Origin of the sequence: Heliomarina baculiformis, assembly GCF_019966545.1 — a bacterium.
Lineage (GTDB): Bacteria > Pseudomonadota > Alphaproteobacteria > Rhodobacterales > Rhodobacteraceae > Heliomarina > Heliomarina baculiformis.
In genome coordinates, this window is record NZ_JAIMIC010000028.1 from 1 (window position 1) to 10,138 (window position 10,138).

The following is a 10,138-nucleotide window of genomic DNA, read 5'->3' on the forward strand; positions in this document are numbered from 1 at the left end:
GAAGAGTTGGCGACTGTTCTCACCCTGACCGTTGCCTCGATGCTCTCGATCGTAGCAAGTCGGGCGCGCATCGCAGGACTGAGTGGTAGCGACGAGATAGACCAGCCTATCAGCTATCGCTCTAAGTTGATCGACTTTTGTACCGGTGGAATCGAGATGGTTTTGCCGTCTGATTAAATCCTGTCAATGCTGAAGCAGCTACAATGGATGATATACCTTTCCACCCCGTCCGCGACTTTGGGCAAGATTTGGCCGGACAATACAATAGGCTTAGGCGTTGCGACAAACCGAGCCCAAAATTGAATCAAGCGAAAGGATTTTCAAGGCGAAGCTGCCCCTCAACCAACAGACCATGATGCATGTCCTCGGTCCAAAGTGTCGTGCAGCCGGAAATCAGCGCGGCACTGACGATCATCGCATCGTAAACCGAGAAACCGTAGCGATCGGCCAAGGCGCGGCCCACGTCATGGGTTTGAATCGTCAAGCCCTCTACCGGACAAAGCGCTCGGACTCCCGAAAGGAAGACGCCGGTTTCCTCCCAGCTAAGCCCCGCTTTTCGTCGGCAATTGACCATGGCCTCGTTCAGTACCTGCACGCTGATCCTCGGCCCCCTCGCTAAAATTTCCTCGGCGCGATCAACCTTTGGTCCGCTGTCCAAGAGGTAAAGGACAACGTTCGTGTCGACGAATTCAACGCTCATGCGCGGCGTCACGGTTCAGACGCGACGCTGCAGGAAGCTTTCCACGGAATCTCCGCAGCGACTCCAGCACTTCATCAGCGCGAGGTTGACGCTGCACCCTGAAGGCACCCTCCCCCTTTATGAGGTCGATCCTGTCCCCCTCTTTAAGACCAAGTTCGCGCACCAGATCCGCAGGCAAACGGACGGCAAGAGAATTACCCCATTTCGCAACCTGCATTTCAACCTCCAAAATACGATGATATACTCAAGGAAAAGTATATCCATTGTAGTAAAAAAGCAAGTAGGCGTCATCTGTCATGAAGGCATCGCCAACTTGTTCGGGATGGTTCTGTTGGATAGGCGTGTGGGATGAAGATACCGCCCGAGATGCCGCGCCTGAAAAGCTACCGCTTTGCCCGTGAAATCGTTACCTATCCGGTCTGGGCGTACCAACGGTTCGCGCTCAGCACAGCGGATGTCGACGACCTGCTGGCGGAGCGCGGTGTGATCGTCAGCCCGGAAACGGTCCGGAAATGGGTCAACCGATTTGGCTGCCACTTCGCCACCTGTATCAAGCGCGACAGGCCAGGCACCAGCGACAAGTGCCATCTTGACGAGGTCGCCATAGCGATCCGCGGCAGGAAACACTGGCTGTGGCGGGCCGTCGACGGGTATGGAGATGTGCTTGATATTCTGGTCTAGCCACGACGGAATGCCAAGGCTGCAAGGCGTATTCTCAAACGGTTAATCGGCCGGTTCGGCGCGCCGAGGGTCATCGTAACCGACAAGCTTCGCAGTTATGTCAGGTCGATCCGCGAACTGGCCCCGGGGGCAGATTACCGAGCGCACAAAGGCTTGAACAACCGCATCGAAGGATCGCACCGCCCTACCCGCAAGCGTGAGAAACTGATGGGCAGGTTCAAATCGCCCATGCAAGCGCAAAGGTTCCTCGCTGCCCCCGCCGCAATCAACTTTCCGCCAACTCCTATCGCCATGCCAGGTCCGATGCCCATGACTTGTGGCGCCACTACGCCCTTGAGATGACCGCCTGACATTCGCCCTTCTGGCCGAACTCGCGGACCGCTAGATAAGTTGGCAATACCGTCACATTCGTGAGGCTTGAATACTTCAGCTTCGCGTGGAAGGCGCAACGCTATGGAACATGTTTGCTCATCGGAGACTTATTTCCACACCCTGAATTTACAAGTTCTAATATATATCATCGATTTTGTTTTATTTTAATAGATTGATGGCGGGTTTCCCCACCCTTGGATGGCGCATATCACTCCGGGGCCATCATCGATGCATCATCACCCCGAAGGTCAGCGGTGGGGAAGGCAGGCAGGTCGACATCTTCGGCTTGGTCGGCGTCGGAAACGAGCGCACACGCCCCCTGCCCTCCTGCACCGTCCAGAGTGCCGCCGGATCGTGACGGCGCAGAACCTCCGGCATCCAGCCGCTGCCTTTCAGCAGACGCTCGGCTTCGGTCGCCATCTCGTCCTTCTTCAAATGTTCGAGGAGTTGCGCCGTCCCTTCCCCTTTCGCCTCGCGCACGGCCGCGAGGATCCGCGCCTTGGGCACACGGTTCAGGTAGGTATCGGCCGTCGGCTGCCAACCCGCCTCGATCATGTCGAGTTCGACCGCCTGTGCGACCAAGTCCGACTGGGTCATCCGCCTGGTCAAACCGCTGGCGGAGATACCGGCACCATAAGGGTTCACCTTCTCATGAAGCGCGTTGATCCCGAAGCTGAGGCAATGCGCGAGCAGCGACAGCCGGCTCCCTTGATCAAGGGAGGTCAGGTAGTCCCAGAGCGCGGCATCGTCGCCGAGCGGCAAGTCGGCCTCCCACTCCGTGTGGCGATCGTCGACCAGCTTGGCCACCACGCTATCCTTCAGATCGCTTGCCTGCGCCGACATGTAGACGTGACGGACCGAAGCCTGGAGGCAGCTGCCGGCCGAACTGGACGTCCGGAAGGTGTCGTTGGCGAGCTTCAAGAGCAGCAGAGTCAGCGCGACATCAGAAGAACGCCCGACAGCTTCGCGCAAGGCAAGGGTGCGGTGCGCCGTCAAATCCATGACCAGCCGTTCGGGCAAGTGCTTCAAGGCACCATCGTCCTCGTCGTCGGGCATGTTCGCGCCAAGCGCCTGACCGGCAGAGGTGATCACCGTGCCATGGTCGACACCATCCGCGCTGCTCGGAACTGAAAGCTCTGCGCCCTGCCCGTCTGCCGCCTGTTCACCGCTGTGGACATCGACGTCCGGCCGTGGCTCATCCTCGGGCCGCACAAAGCCCCGATAGACGGCAAGCTCGCCATAGCGGTCAAGCGTCACGAAAGCCTCTGACCGTGCGATCTCCTCCTTGTCGAAAATCAGCGGCCGGGCCTCGAGTTTCTCCATCGCGACTTCCAATTCGCCAAGACGCGCGTCGATCTCTTCGGGGAATTCGTCATGGCCCTCGTATTCCTCCTCGAGCGCTCGGTACTCGGCAAGCAGTTTGGCATGGGCCGCGCCTTCATCATCTGTCATCGGCGCCGGGTATCCGCTCAGCCGCCGCAAACCGTGGTTATAGCCATAGGGCCGGTCGAGCGAGACCTCGATCCATTTCCGACCTTCGGTCGCAATCGCTTCGGCTTCAGCCTGAAGCTTCTCGCTGACCAAACGATCGAGCAAGGCAGGGTCTTCCAACCAGCCGCCGTCTTCGCATTGGAAGAGGTCATGCAACTTGGTGTCTACAGCCGACTCATATGCCTCGACTGCGACAAAGACGGCACGACGGTCCGAGGCGCGAACAGAGGTTTCCGTCAGCATGCGTCGGATCTAGTAGGGCTCTTTGGTCCAGGTCGACCGGATCGTATCCCAGACCTGGACCTGACGCTCATGGTCTGGATTGACCGTGAGGGCCATCAGCTGCTCCAGCGTCATTTTAACCTCGGCATAAAGCTCAAGCAGGGCAGGAGCCACGGCGGCGAGTTTCAGGCGCTGTTTTGACCACCTGCAGTGTGACGAAGAAGGCGGCTGCGATCTCTTCATCGCCCTGACCCTTCTCCCGCAGCGCCACGAAGGCGTGGAACTGATCGAGCGGGTGCAAGGCTGCACGCTGCATGTTCTCAGCGAGCGAGTCGTCTTCGGCGAGGATCGTGGACTTGGCATCCCGTACGATGCAGGGAATGGGCGTCGTCTTGGCCAAGCGTTTCTGCTTCACCAGGAGTTACAGGGCTTGGAAGCGTCGGCCGCCAGCGGGTATTTCGAACCTTCCGGTCTCGGAACCATCATCGGCCAGAACGGGCCGGACGCTCAGGTTCTGCAGCAACCCGCGGCGCGCGATGTCTTGGGCCAGTTCCTCGACGGAAATGCCGGCCTTGATGCGCCGGACGTTGGACTGGCTCAGCACGAGCTTGTCGAAGGCAATGTCCCGGGATGGGGACAGGGTGATTTTCTGGGCAGATTTCGCCATCAGATCTTCTCCGCGACGGGCGCCGGAAGCCACTCTCCCGATCTCACTTCCCGTCACCCCTTTCACACCCCATCTCTACCTCTCAACATGTCCACCGCGGTGGACATCACGCAGTTGCTGCCCCAGAACGAGAAAGCCTCTCCAACAACAGCGATGGGTTGAAGTCAGTTTCTCTGCGACCGAGCGTGATGCTGTGGAAATATGCTCCAAAGTCTCGGATGCGATTGCTCATCTGGAGAATTATGAAGATTGCGCATGATGCTTTTTGAGAGCCTATCTTCCTAGCAGCCTTTTCGAAGGTGCTTTCGTGGATTCCCATCATTGGAGCGAGCGTTCTCGCGTGGCTTTCGACATCGAGCCAGTTCCTAAGTGAGTTCGTCGCGAAGGATGTAGCCTGGTCACAAACGGTTGTTAGCGTTTGCAGGGGAAGTGTTTCGCCGTCGGTCCTGCTTTCTATATCTTTTTGTTCTTTTTTAGACTTAGAATGGTGGCGGACAGTTTGCCCGTCATTGGCGGGTAGTTTCATTGTTTCTGGTGCGTCCACCGCGGTGGACATCTGTTTGCATTGAGCCTCCAGTTCGCCGAGCAAAGCACGATACTCCGCGATCGAGAGCTTCCTCCGAAGAACTCGGCGTACCTGATGAGTGAGTTCGTTCTTGGGGTCAGCTTCGTCGATTTGAGCAAGTTTGGTTAGGATTTGCTTTCGCAAAAAAACGCGATCCCGACGAGCGTTTTCCATCGCTTGGGCTGTCGCAAGTAGTTCGCCGGCACGCGCGAGCAACGGAGCCAGCGACAAGCCATAGCTAATGGACTGACCTTCGGAGGACTTCACTCGGTATCTCTTGCGATTTGGGCTGTCGTGGCGCTTCATGAAACCGAGTTCAACAAAGCGATCGATGTGCCTACGGAGGGTTCGTTCATCGATCCCGCCAACTCGACGGCAGATCTCGTTGTTGGAAGCGAAGACTGTGTCTCCATTCCCAGGCTTGAGAAAGCTCAGCATCGCTTGGAGGGTTTGAACATGTCCTGGACGGAGACCGAACAGGCTGCGAGTATCTCTGAGCGCACGGAAGACTGCCCAGATGTCGGTCTCGGGTGTTGACGTGGCGGGGGTGCCCTTGCCGACGCCAAAGGTCTGAACGGAAAGCTTTGTGAATGCCATGTTTGTTGAACGACGACCGTTGCGGCCCACAACTTCCCCGGCTCTTCCCGCTGTTATTGGCGAGAAAAGGCAACAAAAAGACGTCCACCGAATCGGAGGCTCTTGACCGGTATGTCGGAGATTGCTACATCACAGGTGCTAATCAGATGATGAGGGCTCTCCGGGGGAAACCTTGGGGGGCTCTTTTCTTTTTGGTCTTCGTCTTTCTCCTCTGCTCGTGTTTTTGGTTATGACCGGGGATCAGCTCCCCGAGCCTCTCTCATTCTGCCATTGTTCAAAAAGCTGTTGCAGCGTGGTTTCCGCGCGCTCTTCGAGCCATTGGCCGAATTCCGGGTTGTCCTTGCGGGTGATCTTGATAGCGATCGACTTGCCATCGACTGAAAGTGTGCCGACAGGGCTACCACTATTGTCCTTTACCACGGTCGTTTGGCCACGGGCGCTTTGGTTGGCTGCGCCACGCGCCTTGCTGGAGCAAGCAACATAGACGGCTTGAAACTTGTCCGAGCTTGGAGTGGTGTCAGGCAGAGAGGCAAGTGTCTCACGCGCAATGTCGACAAGCGGAACCTTCTCTGAAAGTGCAGCAAGATCACCCCATTGGCGTCGACCTACGCCATGAGCCGGGCCGATAAGCCGGACAAGTTCGTCAGGCAACTGTTCGATGACCACACGATGGTTCGACACACCTTGCCGGGTGAGGCCTAGGGCGTCCTGAATGACGCCAGGCTTGTAACCGGCCTCTTGCATTTCTTTGATAAAGAGAGATTTTTCAATGAAGGACGGATCCAGCCGCAGGTTGTTTTCCTGACCTTGCGCGATCAGAGAAGCATCATCATCGAGCGTTCGAACGATCGCTTTGACGGTTCCACCAACTCTTCGAATGGCTGCAAGTCTGCGTCGCCCGTAGATGATGCGGTATCGATCCGGTTGGTCAGAGGGGCGAACCATGATCGGCACTTGCTGACCATGCTTGCGAATGCTTTCGGCGAGATCTTCAATGCTATTATCTTCCAGGATCAGGCGATCCCGCAGACCATCCATATCGATCCGGTCGGGCTCGATATCTCGGATTGAGTTGGCAGTGATTTCCCGGAGAGAATCCCGCAATCCGCCAACAGAGCCAGGTAGCTTCGAGGATTTGAGCGGGGCAGGGGAGGGGGCTGCCGACTCTTTCTCGTCTTTCGGTGGTTGGTTGAAGATATTTCGAGCCATCAGCGACGCCCCCATGCCATTTGGATTGTCTGCTCCAGCTCATCAGCAACGCTGTTCACGCTGGTCAAAGCCCGATCGATGGTCTTCCGAATGAGCTGGCTCGGATCTACCTCATAGATGGTTTGCTGAGTCATGCCGGCGTCAGAAATGGCTGTCGACTTCAGCATCGGTTCAGTCATGACTTGGCCCGCAAGGATTGAACGCAAGTACCCGGCCATTTGCGTTTGTGGTCCGTCCGACGGCTCGTAGCGTGTGATCAGGAACTTTACGAAGTCCCAAGTGACATTTCGTCCAATCGCCTCTTCGACGGCTTTGACCGTTTCCGAAGCGAGTTTGAGGAACTGGCTCATCGAAGCGATGTCGAGCATGCCGGGGACGACCGTAACGAGTAAGCCCGTGGACGCTGCCAATGCTGTCAATGTCAGGAAGCCTAACTGCGGAGGGCAATCGATCAGCACGATGTCATATTCTGAGTCGACTTCCTCTAGCGCCAGAGCAAGACGCTCTGCGAAAATCGGCTGAACCCTGCGCGCAAGGGCGTTCGCTGTCTCGGTTTCGTACTCGGACAACATCAAGCCAGCCGGGACCATGTCGAGCTTGTGGAAGTATGTTTTCTGGATGACCTCCGATAGCGGAACCTGATCATCGTATCTCAATGCGTCGTAGATCGTGCCGCCTTCGGCAAATTCGAGCTCAGGCCGGAAGCCAAAAAAGGTCGTCAAACTGGCTTGCGGGTCGAGGTCAAGCACAAGCACGCGATAGCCACGCAGGGCATACCTGTGTGCCAAATGGATCGTCGCTGTTGTCTTCGAGCTGCCGCCTTTGAAATTCACGACCGAAATGACCTGAAGACGGTCGCCGTCTCGGCGGCCAGGTCTGTACGCGTCAGCATTTTTGCCTGTCCGCGCCAAAATGTTGCGGAGGTCGTCAACTTCTTCGGCCATATAGAATCTATGACCGCGACCGTCAGTGTGAACTTCTGGGAAGCTGCCATCTTTGTGGCGGTTGCGCAGGTTCGACGTACTAACGCGCAGCAACTCGGCGACCTCGGTCGAGCTGAAGCGGCGCAAGGACTTGCGTTCTTCTGGCTCGAACGCAACTTTCATCTGCCGGTCAAGCGACTCAGCAAGACTGTCTGCGAATGCTCCGATGTCAGAAGAGCCTACGCCTTGCGCGTAGCCCGTATTTCGATCATCCATGTTCTGCCGCCTCTTATGGCCTTTGCTAAGGCTCTTTGTCGTTCTGACGGTTAAAGCCATGTCTGACGCGTTTTGCCGTCAGAATAGGAATGCCACGAACATCTGAGTCCGGCAAGAAGAATCTAGATGTAGTGCAAAAGTTATCCACAGCACCAATTTGGCCGCGCGGGGCGATCGCTATATAACACATTGATTTCTAACGATAAAGGCCGCGTCTGGCGAAGCCGATACCCTTCGAGATACTTTCTGCTCGCGCGAACTAACCCCAAGGCTTTGTTGGATATTTACGTGGTTTTCGTCCAGTTGAGGCGATGATTCTGTAAGATTTTGGCCGAGTGACAGGAGTAGTTTGCCGACCATCGCCGCCTACAAAAGGCCGAGACGCTCTGCCCGCTCCAGCAGCATTCTGACTGAGGAAGGCTGCCAGCTGGTGCGACCGCGAGGGGTGCGCTCACGCATGGATCCCAGTCGTTCGCAGATTGCCTGCAAGGTGATCTCTGGGTCAGCTTCTTTGATGGCGGCGACAATCGCAGGCAGGCGATCGTCGGTTTCGCGACGTCCAGCGCGTCCAAGCACTTCAGCGGGCAGGGGGCCATTGATTATCCGCAGGACATCTTCCCAAGCCATATCGGGGCGCAAACGGCGCACATGGTGCACCCAATCCTGTGCATTTTCGTTCAAGCGCTCCATGTAGCCGTCCTGTCGCGCCAGCCGCACCATGCGCAGCACTTCAGGGTCCTTGGCGCGAAGACCTGGGTTGCCGCCGACGCGGCCCATTGAGCGTGCCGAGGCAAGTCAGGCTTTGGTACGCTCGCGGATCAGAGCGCGTTCGAACTCAGCCGAAGCGCCCAGAACCTGCCACGTGAACTTGCCCTGGGGCGAGGCAGTGTCGATCGGGTCCTGGAGCGAGCGGAAGAACGCCCCCTTGCCCTCCAGTCTTTCGATCACCTCAAGTAGGTGCGACAAAGACCGCGCAAGCCGGTCGATCCGCACGACGACCAGCGTGTCGCCCTTGGCAATCCGCTCCAGCACACGTGCAATCACGGGCCGCGCGCGATTGCCGCCCGAGGCGTGCTCTTCAAAGATCTCGGCGCATCCCGCAGACTGCAGTGCCTCAGTGTCGCGTTTAATTCCCGATTTCAATTGTAGCCGTAAGCTGAAACTGAGGCGCTGGAATTTCATCTTAGCGCTTCACCAACGCGTCAAGATTCCTGAGCTTCACAGCCCTGCGGCTTTGGTCAGGTTCACCCTGAACCTGTCGCGCCTGCGCTGGTAGCGCCGGGTCATCTCGGCCGACGCATGTCCGAGTTGCTTTTGAACATAGCGCTCATCAACCTCTGCCGACGAGGCGAGCCCGGCACGCAAGGAATGCCCCGAGAACATTGCCAACCGTTTGGCTTCCGGCAAATCGGATCTGATGCCACTCTTCATAACGGTTGCCTTGATCAGTCGCGCTATGTGCTTGTCGGAGAGGCGGGACTCGAGGGCACGCTTGCCGTCCCGCGAGGTGCGCACGAAGACCGGCCCAAAGTCGATCTTCGCAAAGTGTAGCCATTGCTCAAGCGCGTGGACGGGACAGGTCTGGTCGCTTGAGCCACGCCCGACCTCAACCTCGCGCCATCCGGTCTTGGCATTGAGGGTGAGCAGGGCGCCGCCGTCGAAGACTTCGACCCAACCGCCGGAGTCCGGTGTATCGTCCTTATGCACATCGAGGCAGACCACCTCTGAACGGCGCAGGCCACCTGCATAGCCCAAGAGCAAGATCGCCCGGTCTCGGAGCCCGCGGAGATCGTAGGGAAGGGTGGCCACCATGGCCTGGATGTCCTCAGGCAGGATTGCTTCTTTCTGAATCGGTGGGCGCGCATGCTTGCGCTTAATCCCGGCCAGGACGGTGGCGACATGGCGGTCCTTGCGATCAAGAGTGAACCCCCGCTGCCTGTAGTTCCAAGCGAGGCCGGAGAGGCGGCGCTCAATAGTGGAGACCGAGAGAGCAGGGGACGCCCCGGTCGCGGCGGCCAGGTCCGCCACATAGAGCCCGACCATCTCGGGCGAGGGGGGCAGGGGATCCGTCCCTTTCAACCGGCACCAACGGGTGAAGTGTTTCCAGTCGGCCGAGTAGGCCTTGTTGGTGTTCTCAGCTGTAGAGGCCTCGGCGTAGTCGCGCGCGGTGTCGATCAGCCGGTCGAGTGCGCCGGAGCCGGCCACATGGGCGGGCAGAGCGATTGAGGTTCCGTCCCGAGAGGTTCTCTCGTCGCGCTCGTCACTGTTCGGCGCGGTATGGGGTGCTGAGCTCGAAATCCCGGACTCAGATCCGCCCGAACCCTCGATTTTGGTGCTGTTATTTGTGAGATTACCCATTGTCGTTCTTGTTCCATTGGTGGACACTAACGTATTGATATCACTATGTTCATGTTCTTGTTTCATTCCCGGATTAT

General features: G+C 57.7%; 6 protein-coding genes and 3 pseudogenes. 1 reads left to right on the forward strand and 8 read right to left on the reverse strand.

The genetic code is table 11. From position 1 onward, the window contains the following. Positions 1 to 304: 304 nt before the first annotated feature. A complete protein-coding gene (locus MF268_RS24875) occupies positions 305 to 700 on the reverse strand; it encodes a PIN domain-containing protein (RefSeq protein ID WP_088636116.1) in 396 nt (131 codons plus the stop codon). Then, positions 690 to 917: an AbrB/MazE/SpoVT family DNA-binding domain-containing protein gene (locus MF268_RS24880; RefSeq protein ID WP_238373391.1), complete on the reverse strand. Its 228-nt coding sequence runs from the start codon at positions 915 to 917 to the stop codon at positions 690 to 692. The genes MF268_RS24875 and MF268_RS24880 overlap by 11 nt, the downstream gene beginning before the upstream one ends. A gap of 131 nt (positions 918 to 1,048) precedes the next feature. Here MF268_RS24880 and MF268_RS24885 point away from each other — a divergent pair. Continuing rightward, positions 1,049 to 1,731 (forward strand): annotated as a pseudogene (locus MF268_RS24885) (IS6 family transposase). Between the two features lie 230 nt (positions 1,732 to 1,961). Here MF268_RS24885 and MF268_RS24890 read toward each other — a convergent pair. From MF268_RS24890 to MF268_RS24930, 6 genes and pseudogenes are all read right to left on the reverse strand, one after another. After that, a pseudogene (locus MF268_RS24890) lies at positions 1,962 to 4,133 on the reverse strand (ParB/RepB/Spo0J family partition protein). Positions 4,134 to 4,239: 106 nt separating this feature from the next. Further along, positions 4,240 to 5,295, reverse strand: coding sequence for a plasmid replication protein RepC (gene repC, locus MF268_RS24910; RefSeq protein ID WP_238373394.1), 1,056 nt, complete (start codon positions 5,293 to 5,295; stop codon positions 4,240 to 4,242). 240 nt (positions 5,296 to 5,535) lie between these two features. Then, a complete protein-coding gene (gene repB, locus MF268_RS24915) occupies positions 5,536 to 6,504 on the reverse strand; it encodes a plasmid partitioning protein RepB (protein WP_233145801.1) in 969 nt (322 codons plus the stop codon). Beyond that, positions 6,504 to 7,703, reverse strand: a complete 1,200-nt coding sequence (gene repA / locus MF268_RS24920; protein WP_088636117.1) for a plasmid partitioning protein RepA — start codon at positions 7,701 to 7,703, stop codon at positions 6,504 to 6,506. The genes repB and repA overlap by 1 nt, the downstream gene beginning before the upstream one ends. A gap of 366 nt (positions 7,704 to 8,069) precedes the next feature. Beyond that, a pseudogene (locus MF268_RS24925) lies at positions 8,070 to 8,885 on the reverse strand (recombinase family protein). A gap of 36 nt (positions 8,886 to 8,921) precedes the next feature. Then, positions 8,922 to 10,061: a tyrosine-type recombinase/integrase gene (locus MF268_RS24930; protein WP_230802312.1), complete on the reverse strand. Its 1,140-nt coding sequence runs from the start codon at positions 10,059 to 10,061 to the stop codon at positions 8,922 to 8,924. Positions 10,062 to 10,138 lie beyond the last annotated feature (77 nt).